The organism is Ferdinandcohnia sp. GQ5 (assembly GCF_059759275.1).
In genome coordinates this window covers 1-24,203 of sequence record NZ_JCAXEW010000018.1, presented here as the reverse complement: position 1 = coordinate 24,203, position 24,203 = coordinate 1, and the positions used below count along the sequence as shown (strand labels likewise).

Annotated in this window: 19 protein-coding genes, 10 tRNA genes, 1 rRNA gene and 1 riboswitch; of the genes, 7 read left to right on the top strand and 23 right to left on the bottom strand. The window is 38.4% G+C overall.

What is annotated here, in order from left to right; translation table 11 throughout:
- The first annotated feature begins 9 nt into the window (after nt 1-9).
- The 3 genes from AC6CHV_RS19870 to AC6CHV_RS19860 all read left to right on the top strand — a co-directional run bounded on the left by AC6CHV_RS19870 (nt 10) and on the right by AC6CHV_RS19860 (nt 3,239).
- Nucleotides 10-1,050 carry a methionine ABC transporter ATP-binding protein gene (locus AC6CHV_RS19870; RefSeq protein ID WP_341329660.1) on the top strand — a complete coding sequence of 347 codons (1,041 nt, stop codon included), beginning with the start codon at nt 10-12 and terminating at the stop codon, nt 1,048-1,050.
- Nucleotides 1,034-1,696 (top strand): methionine ABC transporter permease, encoded by a 663-nt coding sequence (locus AC6CHV_RS19865; RefSeq protein WP_121448472.1) that lies wholly within the window; start codon nt 1,034-1,036, stop codon nt 1,694-1,696. The genes AC6CHV_RS19870 and AC6CHV_RS19865 overlap by 17 nt, the downstream gene beginning before the upstream one ends.
- Before the next feature lie 138 nt (nt 1,697-1,834).
- Nucleotides 1,835-1,913, top strand: a riboswitch (ZMP/ZTP riboswitch).
- A 126-nt stretch (nt 1,914-2,039) separates the two neighbouring features.
- The gene (locus AC6CHV_RS19860; RefSeq protein ID WP_341329659.1) at nt 2,040-3,239 is read left to right on the top strand and encodes a phosphoglycerate dehydrogenase; all 1,200 of its coding nucleotides are present in this window, start codon (nt 2,040-2,042) and stop codon (nt 3,237-3,239) included.
- 68 nt (nt 3,240-3,307) lie between these two features.
- Here AC6CHV_RS19860 and AC6CHV_RS19855 read toward each other — a convergent pair whose 3' ends face one another.
- The 3 genes from AC6CHV_RS19855 to AC6CHV_RS19845 all read right to left on the bottom strand — a co-directional run bounded on the left by AC6CHV_RS19855 (nt 3,308) and on the right by AC6CHV_RS19845 (nt 6,810).
- Nucleotides 3,308-4,594: an Nramp family divalent metal transporter gene (locus tag AC6CHV_RS19855; protein WP_341329658.1), complete on the bottom strand. Its 1,287-nt coding sequence runs from the start codon at nt 4,592-4,594 to the stop codon at nt 3,308-3,310.
- 488 nt (nt 4,595-5,082) lie between these two features.
- Nucleotides 5,083-6,297: an MFS transporter gene (locus tag AC6CHV_RS19850; RefSeq protein ID WP_440274489.1), complete on the bottom strand. Its 1,215-nt coding sequence runs from the start codon at nt 6,295-6,297 to the stop codon at nt 5,083-5,085.
- A gap of 213 nt (nt 6,298-6,510) precedes the next feature.
- A complete protein-coding gene (locus AC6CHV_RS19845; RefSeq protein WP_498079545.1) occupies nt 6,511-6,810 on the bottom strand; it encodes a TIGR04104 family putative zinc finger protein in 300 nt (99 codons plus the stop codon).
- Between the two features lie 261 nt (nt 6,811-7,071).
- Here AC6CHV_RS19845 and AC6CHV_RS19840 point away from each other — a divergent pair, with 261 nt between their 5' ends.
- The 3 genes from AC6CHV_RS19840 (at nt 7,072) to AC6CHV_RS19830 (ending at nt 11,217) form a co-directional block, all read left to right on the top strand.
- Nucleotides 7,072-7,566 (top strand): MarR family winged helix-turn-helix transcriptional regulator, encoded by a 495-nt coding sequence (locus AC6CHV_RS19840; protein ID WP_341329655.1) that lies wholly within the window; start codon nt 7,072-7,074, stop codon nt 7,564-7,566.
- An 80-nt stretch (nt 7,567-7,646) separates the two neighbouring features.
- On the top strand, nt 7,647-9,404 hold the full coding sequence (locus AC6CHV_RS19835) for an ATP-binding cassette domain-containing protein (protein WP_498079544.1): 1,758 nt from the start codon (nt 7,647-7,649) through the stop codon (nt 9,402-9,404).
- Nucleotides 9,394-11,217: an ABC transporter transmembrane domain-containing protein gene (locus tag AC6CHV_RS19830; protein ID WP_498079543.1), complete on the top strand. Its 1,824-nt coding sequence runs from the start codon at nt 9,394-9,396 to the stop codon at nt 11,215-11,217. The genes AC6CHV_RS19835 and AC6CHV_RS19830 overlap by 11 nt, the downstream gene beginning before the upstream one ends.
- A 168-nt stretch (nt 11,218-11,385) precedes the next feature.
- Here AC6CHV_RS19830 and AC6CHV_RS19825 read toward each other — a convergent pair whose 3' ends face one another.
- Nucleotides 11,386-11,856: a CcdC protein domain-containing protein gene (locus AC6CHV_RS19825; protein WP_498079542.1), complete on the bottom strand. Its 471-nt coding sequence runs from the start codon at nt 11,854-11,856 to the stop codon at nt 11,386-11,388.
- Between the two features lie 270 nt (nt 11,857-12,126).
- On the bottom strand, nt 12,127-13,293 hold the full coding sequence (locus AC6CHV_RS19820) for an MFS transporter (RefSeq protein WP_498079541.1): 1,167 nt from the start codon (nt 13,291-13,293) through the stop codon (nt 12,127-12,129).
- 239 nt (nt 13,294-13,532) lie between these two features.
- Between AC6CHV_RS19820 and AC6CHV_RS19815 the strand changes: the two genes are divergently transcribed.
- Nucleotides 13,533-14,189, top strand: a complete 657-nt coding sequence (locus AC6CHV_RS19815) for a hypothetical protein (RefSeq protein WP_498079540.1) — start codon at nt 13,533-13,535, stop codon at nt 14,187-14,189.
- 180 nt (nt 14,190-14,369) lie between these two features.
- On the opposite strand, the gene glmS is transcribed toward AC6CHV_RS19815, so the two are convergent.
- The 18 genes from glmS to rrf all read right to left on the bottom strand — a co-directional run bounded on the left by glmS (nt 14,370) and on the right by rrf (nt 24,162).
- Nucleotides 14,370-16,172, bottom strand: coding sequence for a glutamine--fructose-6-phosphate transaminase (isomerizing) (gene glmS, locus AC6CHV_RS19810; RefSeq protein WP_498079539.1), 1,803 nt, complete (start codon nt 16,170-16,172; stop codon nt 14,370-14,372).
- A gap of 662 nt (nt 16,173-16,834) precedes the next feature.
- Nucleotides 16,835-18,181 (bottom strand): phosphoglucosamine mutase, encoded by a 1,347-nt coding sequence (glmM, locus tag AC6CHV_RS19805; protein WP_498079538.1) that lies wholly within the window; start codon nt 18,179-18,181, stop codon nt 16,835-16,837.
- 32 nt (nt 18,182-18,213) lie between these two features.
- The gene (locus AC6CHV_RS19800; RefSeq protein WP_341329645.1) at nt 18,214-19,452 is read right to left on the bottom strand and encodes a CdaR family protein; all 1,239 of its coding nucleotides are present in this window, start codon (nt 19,450-19,452) and stop codon (nt 18,214-18,216) included.
- Nucleotides 19,445-20,266: a diadenylate cyclase CdaA gene (gene cdaA, locus AC6CHV_RS19795; protein WP_341329644.1), complete on the bottom strand. Its 822-nt coding sequence runs from the start codon at nt 20,264-20,266 to the stop codon at nt 19,445-19,447. Before cdaA ends, AC6CHV_RS19800 begins: the two co-directional genes overlap by 8 nt.
- 143 nt (nt 20,267-20,409) lie before the next feature.
- Nucleotides 20,410-21,033: a zf-HC2 domain-containing protein gene (locus AC6CHV_RS19790; protein WP_498079537.1), complete on the bottom strand. Its 624-nt coding sequence runs from the start codon at nt 21,031-21,033 to the stop codon at nt 20,410-20,412.
- Nucleotides 21,034-21,045: 12 nt separating this feature from the next.
- Complete coding sequence (gene sigW, locus AC6CHV_RS19785) at nt 21,046-21,609, bottom strand: RNA polymerase sigma factor SigW (protein ID WP_121448404.1); 564 nt, start codon at nt 21,607-21,609, stop codon at nt 21,046-21,048.
- A 174-nt stretch (nt 21,610-21,783) separates the two neighbouring features.
- Nucleotides 21,784-22,686, bottom strand: coding sequence for an arginase (gene rocF / locus AC6CHV_RS19780; protein ID WP_498079536.1), 903 nt, complete (start codon nt 22,684-22,686; stop codon nt 21,784-21,786).
- 174 nt (nt 22,687-22,860) lie between these two features.
- Nucleotides 22,861-22,936 (bottom strand) — tRNA-Ala (locus tag AC6CHV_RS19775).
- 23 nt (nt 22,937-22,959) lie between these two features.
- Nucleotides 22,960-23,034: transfer RNA gene (locus tag AC6CHV_RS19770), tRNA-Gly, on the bottom strand.
- Between the two features lie 5 nt (nt 23,035-23,039).
- Nucleotides 23,040-23,112, bottom strand: a tRNA-Lys gene (locus AC6CHV_RS19765).
- A gap of 5 nt (nt 23,113-23,117) precedes the next feature.
- Nucleotides 23,118-23,192, bottom strand: a tRNA-Gln gene (locus AC6CHV_RS19760).
- 328 nt (nt 23,193-23,520) lie between these two features.
- Nucleotides 23,521-23,605, bottom strand: a tRNA-Tyr gene (locus tag AC6CHV_RS19755).
- Nucleotides 23,606-23,620: 15 nt separating this feature from the next.
- A tRNA-Thr gene (locus tag AC6CHV_RS19750) sits at nt 23,621-23,696 on the bottom strand.
- Nucleotides 23,697-23,711: 15 nt separating this feature from the next.
- Nucleotides 23,712-23,787: transfer RNA gene (locus AC6CHV_RS19745), tRNA-Val, on the bottom strand.
- 5 nt (nt 23,788-23,792) lie between these two features.
- Nucleotides 23,793-23,867 (bottom strand) — tRNA-Glu (locus AC6CHV_RS19740).
- Between the two features lie 23 nt (nt 23,868-23,890).
- A tRNA-Thr gene (locus AC6CHV_RS19735) sits at nt 23,891-23,963 on the bottom strand.
- Nucleotides 23,964-23,965: 2 nt separating this feature from the next.
- A tRNA-Asn gene (locus tag AC6CHV_RS19730) sits at nt 23,966-24,040 on the bottom strand.
- Between the two features lie 6 nt (nt 24,041-24,046).
- Nucleotides 24,047-24,162 (bottom strand): 5S ribosomal RNA (rrf, locus tag AC6CHV_RS19725).
- Nucleotides 24,163-24,203: the final 41 nt, after the last annotated feature.

The window sequence follows — 24,203 nt, the reverse complement described above, 5'->3', positions numbered from 1 at the left end:
GTTTTACAAATGATTGAACTAGTGGGAATCTCAAAGACTTTTACAGCTAAACAAGGTTCAATTCACGCGTTAAAGAATGTTTCCATTTCTGTAAAAAAGGGGGAGATATATGGTGTGATTGGTTACAGCGGTGCAGGGAAAAGTACCCTTATCCGAAGTGTGAATCTTTTAGAAAAGCCTGATTCAGGTTCTGTAATCGTAAATAATGTAGATTTGACAAAGCTCTCAAATGGAAAACTCCGTGAAGCACGGGGACAAATCGGGATGATTTTCCAAGGCTTTAATCTTTTAAAAACAGCAACCGTATATGAAAACATTGCACTTCCATTAAAGCTTACTGGCTTAGGTAAGCAGGAAGTCGAGGCCCGGGTTACAAAATATCTAAATATTGTTGGCCTCGAGGAAAAGCATCATGCCTATCCTTCTGAGCTATCAGGTGGACAAAAGCAAAGAGTAGCGATTGCACGTGCATTAGCCCATGAACCAGAGATTCTTTTGAGTGATGAGGCGACAAGTGCTCTTGATCCAGATACAACAGAAGCAATTTTGGAACTATTATTAAAAATCAACAAAGAACTAGGGATCACCATTTTACTTATTACTCATGAGATGAATGTCATCCAACGTATATGTGATCGGGTTGCTGTTATGGAAGATGGAGAAGTTATTGAAGAAGGAACAACGAGAGAGATTTTCACTTCCCCGCAGCATCATACAACAAAAAGATTTGTTAATAGTTTATTTTCACATAAGATACCGGATGAAATACTAGCTACTTTAAATGAAACGGGCCAAGTAGTCACCCTTTCCTTCTTTGGAGAATCTTCAGGTGAACCTGCATTAGCTTTAGTTAGTAAGAAATTTGATGTTTATCCAAACATCTTATCGGGAAGCATCACCCGCTTAAAGGAAGAAAACTTTGGACAGCTTTTGATTCACTTAAAGGGTGACACGGCTGAGATTGAAAGTGCCCTAAACTTCTTAGAACAACAACAAGTACATGTGGAAGGATTGAGAGTAAGTGAAAACAAGAATAGAAGAATTTCTTGAGCTTTGGGGCAGTGATCTTTGGGAAGCTACTCTCCAAACCTTTCAAATGGTTGGAATTGCGCTAGGGATTTCCGTATTAATTGGTCTGCCATTGGGAATATTGCTTGTTTTAACAAGACCAGAAAAGGCCTTAGCTAATAAGTATGTATATCAAATTTTAAACGCCATTATAAATATTATTCGTTCTGTCCCATTTATCATCTTATTGTTCTTTATCCTTCCTTTTACAAAGCTAATTGTTGGGACATCAATTGGCGTTAAAGGTGTAATTGTTCCATTAGTTGTGTACACAGCTCCATACATTGCCAGATTAATGGAAACAGCTCTATTAGAAGTTGACCGTGGAGTATTGGAAGCCTATGAAGCAATGGGAATAAAAACACGGCACATCATATGGCATGTGCTTGTTAGAGAATCCCGTTCATCCATTATTCTTGGTTTAACCATTGCGACCATCGGTCTAATTGGTGCATCGGCAATGGCAGGGTTAGTTGGCGGAGGTGGACTAGGAGATCTCGCATACCGCTACGGCCACCTTCGTTATGAAGTGGACGTTATGTATATAACCGTCATATTACTTATAATCTTAGTACAAGGACTACAATCACTAGGCAATAGTTTGGCATCGCGTTTGAAGAAAGATTAACCGTTCAAATGGGATACTTCTAGCGGGTTATAAAATATACTTAAGCATGAAGCACTCGCAAGTCCATCGTCCAAAGTTTTAAAATTAATTAAAACTTGAAATATATCAAAAAACTTGGTATCATACTTACAAATCAAAAAGGCTATATGTGACTGGCGCACGCGGATAAACCGCGAGGGAGCATATAGTGTCGGAGCCGTTCGCCTGGGCAGAGGTAAGGGAAAGTCCCTTGCCTCTTTCTGTTTATCTTTAGGCGAACCACCAAATATAAGCAGACCAGATTCATAAATTTGTATACTAATAGTTTGTCACTAAAATTCAAATCAAAAGTGAGGTAGACGAGATGAGCACACTTATTGAAAATCAGGTTAAAACGGTTAAAACATTAAATAATATTGCTGAAAGCGGGCTAAAGGTGTTCAAAAATGACCGTTTTGTAATTGATAATCAAAGTGAGAACCCAGATGCAATTGTTGTTCGTAGCTTCGATATGCATGACCTTGAGTTTGGCGATAACTTAAAAGCAATTGCACGAGCTGGTGTTGGTGTTAATAATATCCCCATCCAAAAATGCACCGAGAAAGGTATTGTAGTTTTCAATACACCAGGTGCAAACGCAAACGCAGTAAAGGAAATGGTATTAACTGCATTAATGGCTACATCCCGTAATGTTTTTTCAGGGATTGCTTGGACAAAGACATTAGAAGATAAAGGTGAGCAAATACCTCAACTTGTTGAAAAGGGGAAAAAGCAATTCGTTGGGAAAGAAATCAAGGGTAAAACACTCGGCGTTATCGGTTTAGGTGCAATCGGTGCACTTGTTGCAAACGATGCTCTTGATTTAGATATGGATGTTATCGGGTTTGACCCATTTATCTCAGTTGATACGGCTTGGAACTTATCACGTAATGTTCAGCGTGCCATGTCACTTGAACAGCTTTTTGCTGAGTCTGACTATATTACCGTTCATGTACCTTTAACCAAAGACACTAAAGAAATGTTTAATAAACAGACATTCAGCATTATGAAGCCAGGCGTTCATATCATTAACTTCTCACGCGGAGAGCTTGTAAACGAAATCGATATGGCAGTAGCACTTGAAGATGGTATCGTTGGAAAGTATATGACAGACTTCCCGAATGAAAATGTATTAAAAATGAAGAATACCATTTGCACTCCACACCTTGGTGCTTCTACAAACGAATCAGAAGAAAACTGCGCGATTATGGCAGCTCGTCAGACGAAGGAATACTTAGAAACTGGTAACATTAAGAACTCTGTAAACTTTCCAAACGCATCTCTTCCTTATACAGGAAAAACAAGGGTAACAGCTTTTCATAAAAATGTGCCAAACATGGTGGGTCAAATCACATCGGCTATCTCTAATTATGAGTTAAACATCGCAGACATGGTAAACCGTAGCCGCGGAGAATATGCTTATACGATGATTGACATTGATAATGAAGTAAATGGGGAAATCGTTCCTAGCATATTAGAAAGAATCAAGCAAATTAACGGAATCATTTCAGCACGTGTAATATAAAAAGAAGCAAGGGGCACTCCCCTTGCTTTTTTGTGTGAAAAGAAAGAATAACATTTTGATGAGATAAGCTAAAAGAGCATATCAATGAGTTCACTACCACCAAGGTATACAAAGAGTAAAATAATAAGTACTAAAAATAGATTAGTAGCATTACCATTACGATAAACAGGGTCAATTTGTTTAGAGTTTAATAAATATAATAAGCCTAATGAAAGTGCGGGCATAAATATGGATCCAAGAATGCCGTAAATAAAAACAATTGCAACAGGCTCATTAAATAACAAAAGTAACATAGGCGGGAATGTCATCCAAACAAGGTACGCGCGATAAGCGGGGTCTTTTTCAGAGATTGGTTGATTTAAATCGTTATTCTTCTTTCTACCATTTCGTACTATTCGTACAAAGTCGGCAAAAAGATAAGAAATACCTTGCCAAGGCCCTAAAACCGATGTAAACACCGCTCCATAGAATCCTAGCAATAGAATCCAACGTGCTACATTTCCGAATCTCTCGCCATAAGCATCTGCAAGTCCAAGAAGTCCCTGGTTTCCATTAATTGTTGTGCCCGTTCCGAATAATAATTCAGCTGCAATAATCATTATTGCCACTGCAAAAATCCCAGTAACTGTATAGGCTACGCCATTATCTATCCTCATTGTTGGCATCCAACGCTTACCACTCCAGCCTTTGGCCTGTAACCAATACCCATAACAAGCTAATGTGATCGAACCACCTACCCCACCAATTAATCCGAGTATTGTCGCAAATGAACCTTTTGGCACAGAAGGGATTACTTGGTACGTAACATCATTTGAACTAGCCAAAATAATAATTGCCGATCCAACAACTGTAATAAACATTAAGCCAACAAATACCATCATGACTTTTTCCAATAAATGATATCTACCAAACCAAACTAATATAAAACCAGCTATAGAGGATACAATCGCTCCTAACCATACAGGGGTACCAGGTAACAATGCGGCTAAAACCATTCCACATACAGTTGGTGCTGCGACTCCATAAATAATCCCAAATAAAATGGCATACCCTCCAAAATAAGAGGTTGCAACCCATCCTAACGAATGCCAACTTTGTAGAAATGTAGTACCAGTCGCTAGATACAATCTTCCAATCCCTTCACTTAGAATAAATTTTATTAATGCTCCTACGAAGACTGCCCACATTAACATTAAACCGTAATTAACACCTGCTATAGAAGCCATAATTAAGTCCCCTGCTCCTACACCAGTTGCAGCAACAACAATTCCTGGGCCAATTACCGATAGTTTCCCTTTTAGAGTTAATGGTGGATTAGCTAAAGGTTCATAGGTTCTTTCTACTTTTGTTTCCAAATTATCCAACACCCCATTTTTCATAGTTTTATTTCAATACACAACACTTCTTCTTAGGTGGATATGTAATAAGCCTTTTTTCAATATTCGTGCATCAAATAATATATCCCTAAAAAAGATGCTATATTTTTATAAATCGATATCACCTCACCATTATATCAATTTTCCAAATAATCTAAATATAATTAACCTTAACATGTAAGCGTTATCAATTGTATTGGAAGTAATGTAAAATAATAACCCTAGTTAATTTTACAAAATGTAAAATGTAATACTATTTTACTATTTCTTTTTCATCTTTCTATTACTTTCTACACATAGAAAAAGCGGGCTCCAATAGACCCGCTTCTTAGGATACAGTCCCACTCTCTAAAGCTACTTCCCCTTTAATATGGTATATTCTTCTAAAAATGAATTAGTTATTATTGATTAAAACCTATAGAACCAGGCTGAACCCATTCTTGGATCCAGCCTGAGTGGTATATCGATTACTGTCGAGCTATCAGTAAATGCTTGTTTTTCAAAAGACTATTAAGTTTTTCGGAACTTAGAAGCATCGCTAATATAAACATAGCAACACATACTGGGAAGATTCCAATTGTAGTTTGAGACGCCACAAATCCAAGTAGTGGTGGCATGAATGTAGTACCGGTATAAGCTACTGCCATTTGATAGCCCATTATTGTCTGAGAATGTTGTTTTCCGAAACGGGTTGGTGTCTCATGTAACATACAAGGAAATATTGGTGCTAATCCTAAACCAACAATAATAAATCCTATTAGTGAGAAAAGGGATGGCAAGGGTATTATCAATATAATGGCACCTGTTAATGCAATTATTTGCCCCAGCTGAATTAGTGTACGGTTAGTTATTTTAAAGGTAATAAAACCTGTTATCAATCTACCAAGTGTTATTCCTGCATAATAAAAGGAAACCCATTTTGCTGCCGTTGCCGGGCTTAAATCTTTGACATTTACTAAGAAACTACTTCCCCAAAGCCCAACCGTCGCTTCAACTGCACAATAAAACAAGAAAGATGCAAGGGCCAGCTTTACTCCTTTTATCTGTAATGGTTTTGCGTCTTTAACATCTTCACCATTAGGTGTAATTTTTGCAGCTTCCTCCTCTTCAATTAAGGTGATATTGCTGCTTTTTGTCACTCTGTTCCATAAAGGTAATGTAAAGAACAGGATGATAACTAACGTAAACTGAAGAACAGAGATAACAAGATATCCACTTCTCCAAGCATTTTCCTCTAAAATAAATTGAGCCATAATGATTGGTCCAAGTGTAGCTCCTACTCCCCAAAAACAATGTAACCAACTCATATGATGTGCCTGATAATGTGTAGCCACATAATCATTTAATCCCGCATCAACTGCTCCTGCCCCTAACCCAAGTGGGATTGCACACACAAGTAACCAAGCAACCGATGGAGCAAAATAAAATCCTAGCAATGCAGCAGCAGTCATTAAGACACTGACAACTGTCACTTTACCTGTGCCAAAGCGTTTAAGTACTTTTCCGCTCACTAAACTAGAGATAATGGTACCACCTGCAACTGTCATAAAAAGGTATCCAGCAGTCTCGAGTGGTGCCCCAAAATCTGGCCGCATTGCGGGCCATGCTGCCCCCAATATAGAATCTGGTAAACCTAAACTGATAAAAGCCAAGTAGATGATTAATAAAAGAAATGTAGTCATATTTAAACCTCATGTTCATTTTGTGTCGGTATAACTTTCGATATTTACACCTAAATTATATTCTAATACATACCCACCTTACAGCAATTATAAATATATTCTTTACAGTGATTGCACTAACCCCCATTTAAAACAGTATTTCTTGTTCAACTAAATTGCTTCGTTAGTACAAAAATAAAAAGCTGCTCTTAATGACAGCCTTGTAGTCCCCTTTTACCATAATGGTTCTTCTTTATCAGTTAATTTCAGTAATAATGGCATTACAAACAGAGCCACAAATATTAAGGCAAGTCCCAAGAGTAGTACAGAAATAGGAGATAAATCAAACATTATAGAAAATGGTAGAGTGCTAATGGGGAGTAAAACTAATAAAGAAGTAGTATTTCTCGAAGTTGTACTTTGGTATTGAATTTCTCCACAATGATTACATATCATTTTTTTACGAAATGCTAGTAATTTCTTAATCGAATCAAACCAAGACCACTTTCTTTTACAGTTTTGACAAGTAGGCACTACGAATTCCTCCTTTCTTAGAAACTTGATATTAATAATTACGTTTTTAATGTTCGATAAGTTTCATTTACTGGGTACTTCAATTGATACTATTCAACGATAGTTACTGTGTAGGAAGATTTTTGAGGCCGTAATTTTTTTGAAAATATTTATAATAAATGAATTGACAAGGTGTTTATATGATTATATGATTTATTACCTGATAAGATATATCGTATGCGATGAATCGTACAAGATGGATGTTGAAGGGAGATAAAAAACTTGGATGAAAAGGCAGATTTTTTAAGGGAATCGATTGATTTTTTACATCGGTATATGGCGAAGAGCATACAAAAATATGCCGAGGAGCATGGTCTCACTGTTCCTCAGTTAAAGGTCATTAAACAAGTGCTTCTTCATGACTCGACGAGCATCAAGCAACTTACACATAACCTGAGGATGACCCAAAGTACCGTTTCAGATATTGTGGAAAGATTGTCTGCCAGAGGTATATTACTTAAGAAACCAAATCCGAAAGATAAAAGGTCTGTCATAATCACGATCAGTGACGAGAAACTGAATGTAATAAAAAAAGCTTCACCAAAACCAGTGAATCACGCGATTAGTGAAGCATTACAATTATTAACACCATCACAACAGGAAACTGTGGAGGAAGGCATGAGGTTATTACTTACAGCAGTAAAAGGAAAGATGGAAAAAGACGGGATAGATCACCTAGAATCATTCGAAGAATTATTTATCATGGCTGATAAGTGAAATGAATCAAAGCATTCAAAATACCCCATTGGTACTTTAAATTTTATTATTCAACATTATGCCTTAGGAGGAATCCACACATGCTGAAAATCTTTAAATATTTTCAGAAGACAGATTGGTTACTCGTTTTATGTAGCCTTGTTTTCATCGTGACACAAGTATGGCTTGATTTAAAAATTCCCGATTATATGGCAGAAATCACTAGGCTTGTACAAACAGAAGGCAGTGAGATTAGCGATGTGCTTTCACAAGGTGCATTCATGATCTTATGTGCCATAGGTAGTATGCTTGCATCGATGGTTACCGTTTTTCTAGCAGCAAGAATAGCAGCTGGATTTTCGGTACGATTGCGCGGTATGGTATTTGAAAAGAACTTGTCTTTTTCAATGGAGGAAGTAAATCTTTTTTCTACACCAAGCTTAATTACACGATCCACGAATGATATTATGCAGGTTCAAATGTTAATCATAATGGGATTGCAAATCGTCATTCGGGCTCCGATTATGGCGGTATGGGCAGTTATGAAAATTATGGGCAAATCTTGGGAATGGACCGTTGCTACAGGAGTTGCCGTTGCATTCCTGTGTGTATTAATTGCTATTGTCGTTTTTATCGCACTGCCTAAATTCCGGATTATTCAAACTCTGACTGACCAATTGAATCTTGTGACAAGAGAGAATTTGTCAGGTATTCGTGTTGTGCGTGCTTATAATGCAGAGGAATATCAAGAAGAGAAATTTGAAGATGCAAATAATGAATTAACAAAAACAAATCTTTTCACCGGTAGGACGATGGCCATCTTATTTCCCTCAATTGGCCTTATGATGTCTGGAATGAATCTTGCCATCTATTGGATAGGTGCGATTTTGATTAACAATGCTTCGGTACCGAATCGCTTATCATTGTTTTCCGATATGGTGGTCTTCTCCTCCTATGCAATGCAAATCATTATGTCCTTTATGATGTTATCAATGGTATTTATTATGATGCCTCGTGCTGCAGTTTCAGCAAAACGGATTAATGAGGTATTAGATACTGATATTAAAATCAAAGATGGAAATCTAACAGAAAAAACAAACGCAGTAGGAGAAGTTGAATTCCGCAATGTGAGTTTTAAGTATCCGGAAGCAGAAGATTATGTTTTAAAAAATATAAGCTTTCGTGCACATCGAGGCGAAACAGTGGCCATCATTGGATCAACAGGTAGTGGAAAAAGTACTCTCCTAAACTTGGTACCTCGTTTTATCGACGCAACGAAAGGTGACATTTTTGTAGATGGAACAAATGTTAAGGAATATAGCCTTGAAGCTCTGAGAAATAAGGTTGGATATGTTTCGCAAAAAGCTATTTTGTTTAGCGGCAGCGTTGCTTCTAATGTAGCCTTTGGTACAGGGGAAAATAAGACTGACAACGAAATCGAGAGAGCTGTTGAAATTGCACAAGGGAAAGAATTTGTGGAAAAAATGGAAGACCAGTATGAGGCACAAATTGCCCAAAGTGGTACGAATATTTCAGGTGGCCAGAAACAAAGATTGTCTATTGCTCGTGCAATCTATAAAAATCCCGAAATCTATCTCTTTGATGATTCTTTCTCGGCGCTAGATTATAAAACAGATCGGGTGTTACGGTCACGTCTGAAGAAAGAAATACAAGATGCAACCTCCATAATAGTTGCACAACGTATTGGAACCGTCATCGACGCTGATCGCATTATTGTTCTTGATGAAGGAGAGATAGTTGGAATTGGTACTCATCATGAGCTCATGAAAACATGTGAGGTTTATCAAGAAATTGCCTACTCGCAACTGTCAAAGGAGGAACTTGAAATTGGCGGATAAACAAAAAACGAAACTCAAGTCGAAGAAAGCAGCACGTTCCCGCAAGGGCCAAGAAGGCCAAGAAAAGGGGCAAAGCATGAAAAGCTTTAAACAATTATTCGTTTATTCACGAGCGTTTGTACCTGCCATCATTCTAGCAGTCATTCTATCCGTGGCGGGGGCCATTTTTACAATCATTGGTCCTGATTTGCTTGGAAATATGACCGATACGATCGTAGAGGGCATGATGACGACCATTGACATGGAAAAGGTTGTTGACGTGGCGATCGTTATTTTAATCCTTTATGGATTAATGTTTTTGTTTCAATATTCTCAAGGTTTTATTATGGCCACAGTCACACAGCGTATTTCAAAAGCGTTAAGAAGAGACCTTTCGAAAAAAATGAATCGTCTTCCGTTAAAATACTTCGACTCAACAAGTACCGGCGATGTGTTAAGCCGTGTCACCAATGATGTCGATTTGGTAGGTCAGACACTTAACCAGAGTATTAGCGGTTTAACTTCTGCTTTCACATTGTTTTTTGGATCATTAATAATGATGTTTTATACAAACTGGATTATGGCTATTTCTGCCGTATTATCAACATTTATTGGATTTGGGTTAATGTCATTTGTTATCTCCAAATCCCAAGTTTTTTTCGTCAAACAACAGCAACAACTTGGGATGCTAAATGGATATATTGAAGAAATTTATTCAGGACATCAAGTTGTTAAAGCCTATAATGGAGAAAAAACAGCTAAGGAAACCTTTCACAAATTCAACACTGGATTGTACGATAGTACGTGGAAATCCCAATTCCTATCTGGGTTGATGATGCCTTTTATGATGTTTGTAGGGAACCTTGGTTACGTCGTTGTTTGTATCGTTGGTGCTGCGCTTGCAGTGAATGATTATATCTCCTTTGGTGTGATTGTTTCTTTTATGTTGTATATTCGTTTGTTCACACAACCACTTTCTCAAATTGCACAGGGCGCTACACAACTCCAGTCAACAGCTGCTGCGAGTGCACGTGTTTTTGAATTTTTGGAGGAAAAGGAGCTTGCAGATGAAAGTGAAAAGACAACAAGCCTTCAAACAGTCAATGGAGATGTAGAGTTTCGAAATGTAAGGTTTGGATATAACGAGAATCAACCTGTAATCAAAAACTTCTCAGTAAACGTTAAAGCAGGTCAAAAAGTTGCGATTGTTGGTCCTACTGGTGCGGGCAAAACGACCTTGGTTAATCTATTAATGCGATTCTATGAAGTAAATGATGGGGAAATCCTAATTGACGGTGTTCCAATTAGTCAGCTTACAAGGGAAAATCTTCATGAATTGTTCTGTATGGTACTTCAAGACACTTGGCTGTTTGAGGGAACCATTCGTGACAATATCATTTATTCCAGCAAGGGAGTTACTGATGAGGAACTGGAGTCAGCTTGTAAAGCAGTTGGACTCTACCACTTTATTAAAACTCTACCGAAAGGTTTCGATACGATTCTGGATGATAAAGCTAGTTTGTCAGCAGGGCAAAAGCAGTTATTAACGATTGCTAGAGCAATGGTGAAAACAGCGCCATTGTTGATCCTGGATGAAGCAACAAGTTCAGTAGACACTAGGACGGAGATGCTCATCCAGCAGGCGATGGATAAACTAACGGTTGGAAAGACATCGTTTGTGATTGCCCATCGATTATCGACGATTAAAAATGCCGATATCATCCTTGTAATGAAGGATGGCGACATCATTGAAGCAGGTAACCATGAGGAATTATTAGAAAAAGATGGTTTTTATGCAGAGTTATACAACAGCCAATTTGAAGAGGTTTCATAACCCAAATCATGCACCCCGAAAGGTATAAAGCCATTGGGGTGTTTTTTATTGGGAAATCGTTACACGCCATGTCCTTCATTGATTGCTGAGGACCGTAGCTCTATTAAAAGGTTGAAGACCCGAAACAAGTCGACTTCTTAACGTCTTATCAAGGGTTCTACACATTTATTACACTGCTACACGTGAGTTGTATACCTTTTTGAATTTAATAAAACTTATGATTCTCCATAACCCAACATATACAAACAGAGAAATAATAGATAAAGCGTTTAATGTCAAAGGTTCAATGCCTGGTAAAAAGTAATTAGCTAAGCGTCGGCAAACAAATACTAATATTAAAGCAATCACAAAGCCAATGCTCTTTATTGCATAGATTTTCCCATCCTCTCGAATTTCGTATCCAGTTGTATAAATCAATGGAAGAGATAAGATCGTTCCAAATATCACAGATACGACAATTTCTATAGAAGTGAAGTGAACGGAAGGTTGCATCACCACAGATAAGGCAGGTGACATATAGAGCAGCGGTAGCAAAATTCGTAAGCCCGAGCCTTTAATTGGTCGGACCATAGCTCTTGTTCGCCTCCAAAGAATCAATCCAAAAATAACAAGTAAAATTGCGTACATTCCATATTGCATGTTTTTTGTCCACTCCATCCCTTATACCAAATGTAATCGAACATCTAAATTAATAATTGTAAATAACCTGGGCAAACTTTACAGAGCATAATAGGAGTTTTTATTTTCACACCCTATCAACCAAATTTTCCTTCCATTTGATATTTGATTTACATGTTTAGATATTCAATGAACATGGGGATAAATCCTTTTTAGATCCAAGCCCATTTGTACATTTTTTCGTAAACAATAATGCTTCGTTAGTTGAACAAAAAGACTTCATTCAAAAGTTCATCTATCTACTGAAAGAGCTGTTTTTTTTGTTTCTTCGACCTTTTGGGTGCTAAGAGCAAAACTAATGACCGCCGCAATGCTACAAACATACGGAAGGTAAGAGTAACCCCATTTCGTTATGACATAACCACCTACCATTGATCCAATAGTAATACCAATATACAAAGCTGTATTATTCCACGCCATTACAAAACCTCGTTCGTTTGGATATTCAACCGCTAATCTTGCTTGGTATGATGTAAATCCTGCATACCCAACCAAAGCCCATAGGAACAAGAATAAATAAATCCAATCACCAGATGAGAAGAATATACCTAAACAAATAAAAATGAGAGACAAGAAAATGAGTGTAACTTTTGATATATTCCTTTCTCCAAATCTATCTGTTAATTGTCCACTTATAAGACTCCCTAAAACAGCCCCGATACCATAGAAAGTAATAGCTAATCCGATTTGTGTAGATAAGAATCCATTTTCAGAATAAAGAGATGCACCTAAGTAAACATATAGAGCATACATTGATATCGCCCAAAAGGTTGTAACACTTACCGAACCCAATATTCTTAGCAGACTTCCTCCTATTGGATTTCTTGTTAAATCGCTTTTAGGAGTATATTTCCAAGTACTGAAATTTACTATCGCCAACATAGCTCCTATAATAGCCATTACAACAAATACTGAACGCCAACCAAGAAAGTGCTCTAATAACGTACCAAATGGTGCTCCTGCCCAAAGAGCTGTTAAGTGCCCTGAAACAACAATTGAAAGCCATGTCCCTGTTCGATTTGGTGGGGCAATATCTCCAATGATGGCATATATCAAAGGAGTTATTGAAGCAACCGATAAACCAGATAAAATTCGACTAACAATTAACAAAAAAAATGAAGGTGCAAAAGCTGTTAGTATGTTAGAAATAAAGAACAACACTAAGCCAAATGTAATCAATGCTCTCCTTCCATTTTTATCTGAAAGCCAGCCAAAGAAAGGTGCTGCAATAGCATATGTTACAGCAAAAACAGTTACCATCCATCCTGCAATTGCTGAACTAACATTATACGCCTCCGAAATGAACGGTAGTAACGGAGACACTACAAATAAATCAGTCCCCATAAGAAACAAAGTTACCCAACCCACACTTAAACTTACTCTCCCTCTTAACCCCATTACATCCCCCATTTAAAGTTAATATTACATGTATATTATTCAGAATTGTAAAAAAAGGACTAATAAAAAGAAGATGCTGGGATATTACTAGCCACTACAGACAATCACCACAAAAATAGCGAATGATTCTGATATACTTAAGCTGGTTAAAGTGATCACTTCGGAGGAAGTCGTTAATCCAATGCCTTCCAGAGAGGATGACTAGACTCATTCTAGATTTTTGGAAAGTGAGATTCGCAATGAAAAAACAAAAACAATCTGATATCCAACTGGCTACGCTAAAGAAAAGTTTACTTATTGTAAATGTGGCATTCTTTGCATTTACAGCATTCGCAACATTAATCTCCTATCAATTTTCACACGAAGTTTCTAATCAGACGTTAGTTAACGGTGTGTATATTATGATGTTTATCAGTGTCCTATTCTTCACATATGGATTTTGGTTACGAAGCAAAGCTAGCGGTAATAGACCTCTGGGGAACTTCAGTGGGATTTACGCCATCGTGATTAGCATTTCGCTTTTCTTAACCTCAAATGTTATGTATGAAGCTGGTGTTGAGGAAGGCACTATTCACGAGAACGTTCACTACTTGTCCTTTTCATTGAAACAGTACCTGATTATCATTGCTATTTTATCATCATTAATTTTCATCCTTTCATCACCAAAGGTATTAAACAAGGAAGTCCATTCGACAAAGGTATATATTTGGGCAAGTCTACTCGGTCTTGGAATCATTATCATTGCCTATACCGTCATGATGATCATTAAAAATAGTGTATTTAAAAATCCTGGAACAGTGATGGATGTCTATGACATCTTGGCTGGTTCAGTTGGATTCGGATATATAGGTAGTGCCATATTAATTATATTAAATCGTTCAAAGTCAAGGAAGTGAGCAACAATCCAATCTTTTAGTAACACAAAACTAATAAATCCTTCATAACAAAAAGACTCAATCCCTTAATTGGATTGAGTCTTACTTCAGTGATAATTTTACAAATAGGCTGATGAGACACTGTCAAGTCAGTTCCTGACTTTTTCGTCTTTCAACACCAAAATTTTTAGTGTATAATCTTTATTCCACTGTCACACTTTTCGCCAAATTTCGTGGCTTATCTACGTCACAGTCACGGTGTAGTGCTGCGTAGTAAGAGATAAGTTGTAACGGAATAACAGAGATTAGTGGTGTTAACATTTCGTTAACTGCTGGAAGCACATAACGGTCCTCATCTGTTTCTAAGCCCTTCATTGAAATGATACATGGGTGTGCACCACGTGCAACAACCTCTTTCACATTTCCTCGAATGCTTAGGTTAACATGCTCTTGAGTAGCTAGAGCGATAATCGGTGTCCCTTCTTCTATTAAGGCAATTGTTCCGTGCTTTAATTCTCCTCCTGCAAAACCTTCTGCTTGGATGTAGGAGATCTCCTTAAGCTTTAAGGCACCCTCTAGTCCAACGAAGAAGTCCATCGCACGTCCGATGAAGAAGCAGTTACGAGTAGTTGTGAAGTACTCCCAAGCAATAGCTTCCATAACTTCTTTGTCATCACATAAAGCCTCCATACTGTTTGCGATAATCCCAAGCTCTTTGACAAGGTCCATACCAACCTTTATTCCCTTTGATTCAGCTGTTACATACGCAAGGATTGAAAGGACTGCTAACTGTGCTGTATACGCTTTTGTTGAAGCAACTGCAATTTCAGGTCCTGCATGTAATAACAATGTGTAATCTGCTTCACGAGAAAGTGTTGAACCAGGTACATTTGTAATTGTAATAGACTTGTGACCCATTTCCTTTACATGTACTAACACAGCACGGCTGTCTGCTGTTTCACCACTTTGTGAAATAAAGATAAATAATGGTTTCTCCGATAATAACGGCATATTGTATGAGAATTCGCTAGAAATATGAACCTCTACAGGAATGTGCGCTATTTTTTCAATGAATTGTTTCCCTACAAGACCAGCATGATAACTAGTACCAGCAGCGATAATATAGATTCGATCTGCATTCTTCATTGCTTCAACAATACAAGAATCAATTGCTAACTTGCCGCTCTCGGCTTGATATTCTTGGACAATTTTTCTCATGACTAAAGGTTGCTCGTCAATTTCCTTAAGCATATAGTGTGGGTAAGTTCCCTTTTCTATATCGCTTGCATCAAGCTCTGCTGTATATGGGTCACGGCTGATTGTTTCACCCGCTAAATTTTTAATTGTGACAGACTCTTTTTTAACAATGACAATTTCTTTATCCATTAACTCGATATATTGATCGGTTACCTGTAACATTGCCATTGCATCACTTGCTACAACATTAAAGTTGTCGCCAAGACCTACAAGAAGTGGACTTTTGTTTTTCGCTACATAGATTGTTTCGTTGTTTTGCTCATCAAGCATTGCAATTGCATAAGACCCCTTTAGAAGGCTTAATGTCTTTCGGAAAGCTTCTTCAACTTCCATCCCTTGATTCACAAATTGCTCTAATAGCTGAACAACAACTTCTGTATCCGTATCACTTAGTAGCTCAACACTTTGTAAATATTCACTCTTAAGCTGACTGTAATTTTCAATTACACCGTTATGAACAAGAGTAAATCGTCCAGTTGATGCCTGATGTGGGTGGGCATTGACTCTACTAGGCACACCATGTGTAGCCCAACGAGTGTGTCCTATCCCTGCAGTTGCAAATAAACTTTGATCTACAGTCTCACGAAGAATCGCAATACGACCTTTTTCCTTAAAAACGTGAACACCTTCATCATTCATCACTGCAATTCCTGCTGAGTCATAGCCACGATACTCAAGCTTTTCTAGTCCCTTTAACAAAATCTCTTTCGAGTCTTGATGTCCAATAAAACCTACAATTCCGCACATAATTAAGTTCCTCCCTAAAAAAGGGAACAAGAAAGCACGGGGCTATCTTGCCCCTTTTTTTCCATATTTATCTCTTTTACTCAATCATATCCTCCCGTTTGTGCAGAGAGTCACCCCTCTGTTTTGACGAAAAGGACTTACGGTCGTGATTGAGGTCAACCGGGAGGCATCCGCCGAATTTTCGATAAACCTCCACCTCGTCAACTAAACCTATAACAATAGCCTATGCATTGTTACTTCTTCCGTTCATGGTTTAGTTCTGGCGCTTTAATTAAAACTATTACTGTTAACCCTCCTTTACAAAAAATTGAACAAGAACAATAATACAACATAATCTCCATACTCGTCAATCATAACATGGTATATATTTTCCATGTATACTAAAAAAATATGCAAACTTGGACCTTTATGTGTCAAGTTTGCATATTTTTAATGAAAATGTTATGAAGTTCAAAAAGTCGGCTTAAAATGACGCATCGAATTTCTGCGTTGGCTTGCTTTTCCGTTCCTCACGTATTAGCTGCATACGCTCAGGTACTCAAAGCCGCGCCGCCTTGAAATTTCGACGTACAGGACGTGCTAGTGTCGACAAGACATGAGGCCGTGGCGTTTTTGTCGACGCGGTCCTTTTCACCCTCTTTTTTGAACACGTATATTATTTTTTATTCCGTTCCCATCTCTGTTTTTACTACAGAAACGATACGGTCTACGTATTCTTTACAAAGCTCTTCAGTTGGAGCCTCTGCCATTACCCTTACTAATGGCTCGGTTCCAGAAGGACGTACTAAAATACGGCCGTTTCCATTCATTTCAGCTTCAACCTGTTCGATAACCGCTTTAATGACTGGATTATCGGTTACATGATATTTATCTGTTACCTTTACATTCACTAGCAACTGCGGGAACTTTGTCATTTCACTTGCAAGCTGGGATAAAGGTTTCTTTGTGCTTTTCATGATATTCACTAATTGTAGACCTGTTAAAAGTCCGTCACCCGTTGTATTGTAATCAAGGAAAATGATATGTCCTGATTGTTCTCCACCTAGAATATATCCACTCTTCTTCATTTCTTCAACAACATAGCGATCACCCACCGCTGTTTGAACACTTTCGATTTCGTTTTCTTCTAACGCTTTGTAAAAGCCTAAATTACTCATCACCGTTGATACAACAGTTTGATGCTTTAAACGACCTTGTTCTTTCATATACTTTGCACATATGTACATGATTTGGTCACCATCAACAATATCACCATTTTCATCAATCGCAATGAGTCGGTCGCCATCACCATCAAAAGCTAGTCCAACATCTGCTCCTTTTTCCTTTAAAAAGGCAGCAAGGGCTTCAGGATGTGTAGAACCTACACCATCATTAATATTTAGACCATTTGGGGATGTTCCCATTGTCGAAATATCAGCATCCAAGTCAGCAAATAAATGCGTAGCTAGGGATGATGTCGCACCATTAGCGCAATCCAGCGCTACATGGATTCCAGTGAAATCTTCGTCCACTGTTTGTTTTAAGAATTGAAGATACTTTTGGCCACCTTCAAAATAATCATTCACTTGACCTAAATCAGCCCCGATTGGACGTGGAAGCTGATCTTCTGGTAAATCTAAAAGTGCCTCAATTTCATTTTCCTGTTCATCAGAAAGTTTAAAGCCATCTGGTCCAAAGAACTTAATCCCATTGTCTTGTACTGGATTATGTGAAGCAGAAATCATAACACCCGCTTCCGCACCTAGAGCCTTTGTTAAAAATGCAACACCTGGAGTGGAAATAACACCTAAACGCATAACTTCTGCTCCAATTGATAATAGACCTGCAACGAGTGCACCTTCTAGCATATGACCGGAAATACGAGTATCGCGGCCAATTATTACCTTTGGTCGTTCTTTATCCTTTGTTAACACATAACCGCCAAATCTTCCAACCTTAAATGCAAGCTCTGGAGTTAGTTCACTATTTGCAACACCTCGTACACCATCTGTACCAAAATATTTTCCCATTTTAAATGATCTCTCCTTTTGCTGATACCCAATTACTCTTCCATTTCCGTAATTCGTATCTTTGCCTTTTCTTGAGGTAATGCCCACGTAACATTGTCTGGGCCTTTGATTTCTATATCTACATCATGCTCACCAACCCCGAGATTGGTCACATCAATAAACACATCAAAATTTGTAGGACTTGTCCCTTCTAAGATACTTGGTGCACCTTGCACATCTAAATTAAGTGTCCCCGCTTCAGGGTCTAAAAAAGTAAGTGCAAATTGGTCTCCTAAGCCTAAACTTCTAATTGATAAATCCGAGAAGGTTTCCGATAACTCTTCTTCGATATCAACTGCAACTTCAATTTTTTCAGGGGATACTTTGAAAACCCCTTTTGGTATCGGAACCTTCACTTCAATCTTAGAGTCTTCTCTTATATCATCTAAGTCAATTTCTGCCTCAATCGATGAAATTTCGTCAATCACATCCTTCGGACCATATATCGTAACTTGATTAGTCGTTGGTGTGATATTCACTAAACTTAATCCATCCGGAAGTTTTCCTTTTTGCTTAAGGGCAAAAGATACTGATTTATTTGGACTAATAATCGGAACCGCAATTTCCACAACGTTTGGTTCAACTGTTACAGATAATACATTTTGATTTTTATCATAAACAGCTACCCTTGATTCCTGTGTAAAGTCTTTCGTTACTCCCTTAAGATCGACAACAGCTTTTACAATAGCTACTCTCTCAATTTCCTCTAAAGCGCCAGTTATTTTCACTACTCGAGGTGAGACCACTGGATCTCCAATGGAGTACCCTTCTGCTACTTGGTCACGGTTGACAAAATCGACTTCAACCGGGAATTCCTTTGTTACTTTTTCCTGTATGACGACTGTAATTTCAGCAGGATCAATTTTTACTTTTATTTTTTCAGATATATTCCGATATTGTAGTTTTACTTTATGGGTACCAACTGATAACTGTGTTAGGTCTGCATACACTTCGATTTCCTTTTGGAGACCTTCTCTTTTGGTAACCCCAGATGGACCTTCTATTGTTACATTTACATATTGAGGAACTCCAGATACAACTAGATTCTGATCGTCATAGTATGTATTTACCGGAATCTCCGTTAATGTTTCTGTGTAATTTGAAAATAGTGGCAATCCCGCAGGACTCTTGGTAGCAGGTTGGTTCTCAAAGCTGACAGACGCAAATAAGAGTAATGCAAGGAACAATGCAATAATCCGAGTAACCCAACGGTTATCAATTAATCTATCCATTCTTTTTCCCCCTCCATTGCCATAGTGAATGAGAGGTAATGCTTTCATTTGTAATTATTTCTTGTTTTAATAAATCTCGAAATGCATCAGGTTTCAAATCCCGGTGCAGTTCACCGTTCTTTGTTAAAGACACACTTCCTGTTTCTTCTGATACAACGATTGTAATGCTGTCTGTTACCTCACTAATCCCAAGTGCTGCTCGGTGCCGAGTTCCTAATTCCTTTGATATAAATGGGCTTTCTGAAAGTGGCAGATAACACGCAGCAGCCGCTACTTGATTTCTTTGAATAATCACGGCTCCATCATGTAAAGGCGTATTTGGTATAAAGATATTGATTAGTAACTCAGAAGAAATCGCTGAATTTAATGGAATCCCTGTTTCCACATAGTCCCCCATCCCCGTTTGTCGTTCAATTGAGATGAGTGCACCAATGCGGCGTTTGGCCATATAATCAGTGGCTTTTGTAATAGCCTCAATTAATTTTACCTGATGATCTTCTTCATCATTACCACTTCTTGAAAATATTTTTCCACGGCCAAGCTGTTCCAATGCCCTTCGCAATTCAGGCTGGAAAATAACGATAATCGCTAAGAATCCCCAGTCCATTACCTGGTCTACTAACCAAAACAAAGTATGTAACTCTAACAGGCTACTTAATAAGCGGATAAAAACAATAACAATAATCCCCTGCAAAAGCTGTACAGCCTTTGTTCCGCGAATAAGGGATAAAATTTTATATATCACATACCAGACAAGGAGAACATCTAGAAAAATGCCAAGGTAACCTAGTAATGGGAGTTCATTAAATGACATTCTCACACTTCCTCTATGAAATAATCCAAACATACATAGTTAGCTATAATATTATATCATATATCTTTCCCTAACCGATTACAAATTGGTAGGTGGATAAGCTTAATTTTAGCGTCGAAAAAAAGGCCACCGTGTCCGATGACCTATTCTTCATTATCAAAAATGTGGATAGCATCTATACCAACTTTTTTTATGTGGTACCAAAGCCACTCAAACATTTGATTGACTACCTTAACCTCGCCTGTTACATTTCCAGCAGAGGCCATATAATTCTCACCATTAATCACAGTGACATTCCCATCTACGTCTCCCTCTATCACAAGCTTCCCATTCTTGACAACGACATCCCCTTTCACTGTTTCACCTTCTGGAACAATGACGGTATTGTTTTCAACAATTAGATTGGGTTGTTTCGAAACGGAAAATTGATCACTTTCATTCCAGACGGAAAAGAGACTTCCTGCCATTAATACAAGAAAGAGAGCGGCAGCTGATAGCATTGGGTGTTCCCTGAACCAACGTCTAAAGCTTACTGTGCGTTTTTCCTTCGGCAGATTTTGCATGACCTTTAATGTAAAATCGTCAGGTGCAGAAATATGAGAAGTACTTTGTACCAACGCAACTGTCTTCTTTAGCTCATGAAAATGTTGATTACAGGATTCGCAGGCATGCAAATGCTCACGTAGTAGCTTCTCTTCCTCTTCAGAAATATCCTCATCTAGGTAATTATGCATTAACGTAACCATGTCTTTTTCTGAACAGTTCATTTTTTCTCACCCCTATACATGTCGAAGTTGGTTTCGTAAAGCTTCGCGGCCCCTATGAATTCTCGTTTTTACCGTACCTACTGGCAGGTCAAGAATTTCACCAATTTCCTTTAGTGAAAACTCCTCGATGTATTTTAAAACAATAACAGAACGGTACTTATCTGGAAGCTTCAATATTTCTGCTTGGATTAACTCTTGTAGCTCCATTGTCTCAAGCTCGTCCTCTGGTAGTGTTACATCTGCGGCAACTTGCGAATACATTGTTAGTCCATCTGATCCTGCAAGCTCGGCATCCAAATAGTAATCCGGTTTTTTCTTTCGAATACGGTCAATCGACAGATTCGTTGCAATACGGTATAGCCATGTTGAAAACTTTTTATTCAAATCATAGCTATGGATATTTACATATGCACGAATAAAGGCTTCCTGTGCAATATCCTCCGCCTCATGTCGATTCCCAAGCATACGATAGCATATCTGAAAAACCTTGTCTTTGTAAAATTCTACTATCTCCGCAAATGCATTCTGGTCTCCATTTTTTAACTGTCTTATTCTGTTTTTTATAATTGTCTCCATTTGTATACCTCCGCTCTACTCGCGGGTATCATTATTTACGATTCATTTCTTAAAAGGTTTCATTTTCTCCATAATTTTCATTTTAACAAATTTTGGTTGGTTTATGTGCTAGGAAATCAAATCTTTAAAAATAAAAAAAAGACAGCATCCCATGTATCGAGATACTGTATAGTATTATAAAAGTTTTTCTCCAAATAAGGATCCCATTAAAGCAACTGCAACAGAAGCCGTTTTGTTTTTATCATCTAGGATTGGATTCACTTCTACAAATTCAGCAGAAGTAATCAATTTTGATTCCTCTAACATTTCCATTGCAAGATGGCTTTCACGATAACTAATGCCTCCAAGAACTGGAGTCCCTACACCTGGTGCATCATGTGGATCTAAACCATCTAAATCCAATGATAAGTGAACACCATCTGTCTTGTCTTTTAAATAAGAGATCGTTTCTTCCATAACCTTTGTCATACCTATACGATCTATCTCATGCATGGTATAAACTTTGATTCCTAACTTTTTAATAAACTCCTTCTCACCATCGTCAAGTGATCTTGCCCCAATAATGACAATGTTTTCAGGCTTTATTTTAGGACCATAACCAGAGATGTCCGTTAATCTCTTATGACCAAGGCCCAGACTTGCAGCGAGTGGCATTCCATGGATATTACCTGACGGTGAAGTATCTGCTGTATTTAAATCTCCATGGGCATCGTACCAAATAACTCCTAGATTTTGATAATGCTTCGCAACACCCGCAAGAGTTCCAATCGCAATACTATGATCACCACCTAGGACAAGCGGAAATCTACCAGCTTTAATGACCTCGTCCACTGTTGCAGCAAGCTTTTCATTCGCCTCTGAAACTTTTTCAAGGTTCTTTAAGTTCTGATCCTTTGCAATCTCTTCACGAGTGGGACGTGTAATTTCAATATCACCTAAGTCATCTATATCATATTCAAGTCTTTCTAATCGTTCAACGACACCCGCATAGCGGATGGCACTTGGCCCCATATCTACTCCCCTACGCATTTGGCCTAAGTCCATGGGCACACCAATTATGGAAATATCCTTCTTCATGTTATATGAACCTCCTTCTCCCATACCCTATTGTACCTACTTTTAATAGAATGACTCAACTCAACAAAAACATGTATATATATGCAGGAATAAAGGGAACAGAATGAACATAAATGTAGGGTTTATGCAAAAAAAATAAACCCTAATAGGTTTATTGTTAGTTCTGTATGTTATTGGTGGAGCCTAGCGGGATCGAACCGCTGACCTCCTGCGTGCAAAGCAGGCGCTCTCCCAGCTGAGCTAAGGCCCCAAATATAAAAAAGAAGTAGTTCATGGAGCGGAAGACGGGATTCGAACCCGCGACCCCCACCTTGGCAAGGTGGTGTTCTACCACTGAACTACTTCCGCTTAAATGAGCCATGAAGGACTCGAACCTTCGACCCTCTGATTAAAAGTCAGATGCTCTACCAACTGAGCTAATGGCTCTAAAATGGCTGGGCTAGCAGGATTCGAACCTACGAATGACGGAGTCAAAGTCCGTTGCCTTACCGCTTGGCTATAGCCCATTGATTTTACTACGTGATTAGTCTTCCTTGAATAAACATCAAGAAAAATCAACGCAAGAGGATATTTTGGGATATTTCAGTAGGAAATATTACGAAATATCGTCGACAATACTAATATTAATGTATTCCTTAACATAGTATGTCTTTTCATCTTTCAAAAGTTATCATAACACGGAATTATATTTTTTTATTACCCTAGTATCTTGCTCATATAGCATACAAATTATGTGAATCTAAGGAAATAAAATATGTCACTTCATAAAAATAGCCTATTTCAACCTTTTGAACTTGTCCAAAGAAAGAATAAAGGCTTATAAGGATATGTAAATGGTGGAGGGGGACGGATTCGAACCGCCGAACCCGGAGGGAGCGGATTTACAGTCCGCCGCGTTTAGCCACTTCGCTACCCCTCCATCATTAAATGAAGATGGTGCCGGCGATAGGAGTCGAACCCACGACCTACTGATTACAAGTCAGTTGCTCTACCAACTGAGCTACACCGGCAAATATATATTAAAATGGTGGAGGATGACGGGATCGAACCGCCGACCCCCTGCTTGTAAGGCAGGTGCTCTCCCAGCTGAGCTAATCCTCCAAAAATGGTGACCCGTACGGGATTCGAACCCGTGTTACCGCCGTGAAAGGGCGGTGTCTTAACCGCTTGACCAACGGGCCAATTTGTAAATTTCTCTTTTTTAAGCTTCCAAGCGGGCTCGAACCGCTGACCTCTTCCTTACCATGGAAGTGCTCTACCAGCTGAGCTATGGAAGCAATGGCTCCGCAGGTAGGATTCGAACCTACGACCGATCGGTTAACAGCCGATAGCTCTACCACTGAGCTACTGCGGAATAAAAGCCTAGCGACGTCCTACTCTCACAGGGACAAAGTCCCAACTACCATCGGCGCTGAAGAGCTTAACTTCCGTGTTCGGTATGGGAACGGGTGTGACCTCTTCGCTATCGCCACTAGACTATATGAAGGATTCATTCCTTCAAAACTAGATAACGTACT